General features: G+C 68.3%; 1 protein-coding gene. It reads left to right on the top strand.

The window, feature by feature from the left end; all coding sequences use genetic code 11:
- Positions 1-146: 146 nt before the first annotated feature.
- Positions 147-398: hypothetical protein (locus tag WDW90_RS38360; protein WP_336492908.1), on the top strand; the 252-nt coding region annotated here is incomplete at its 3' end.

The following is a 398-nucleotide window of genomic DNA, read 5'->3' on the forward strand; positions in this document are numbered from 1 at the left end:
GCTCAAGCAGCGGATCGTGACCATCCTCGACCTCGAGCGCCTGAAGGCCTTCTGCAACTACAATCCGAACTACCTGCATCTGCGCAACACGCGCTGGGGTGCGCGCCGGAGCGTGCCATGGCTGAGCAGCGGCCATGGAGGCTAGGGTGTTCGATCAGGATAACGTCGAGACCCTCGTCGTCCTGCAGCCGATTGCGGTCGACACCGCGAGCCCGGACCGCAAGGGCATGCTGGTGCTGGCCAACGGGCTGCTGGTCGGCGTCCTGGTGCGCCTCGACACACCCGAGCACGAGAGCGCCGGCGGCTGGTTCATGGAAGCCGGCCTCGGCCGGCTGGCCGGCTTGCGGGTGCCGGCCTTCGACACGCTGGAAGACGCCACGCGCTGGCTGCGCCAACGG

The sequence above is a fragment of the Methylobacterium nigriterrae genome (genome assembly GCF_037106235.1).
Classification (GTDB): Bacteria; Pseudomonadota; Alphaproteobacteria; order Rhizobiales; family Beijerinckiaceae; genus Methylobacterium; species Methylobacterium nigriterrae.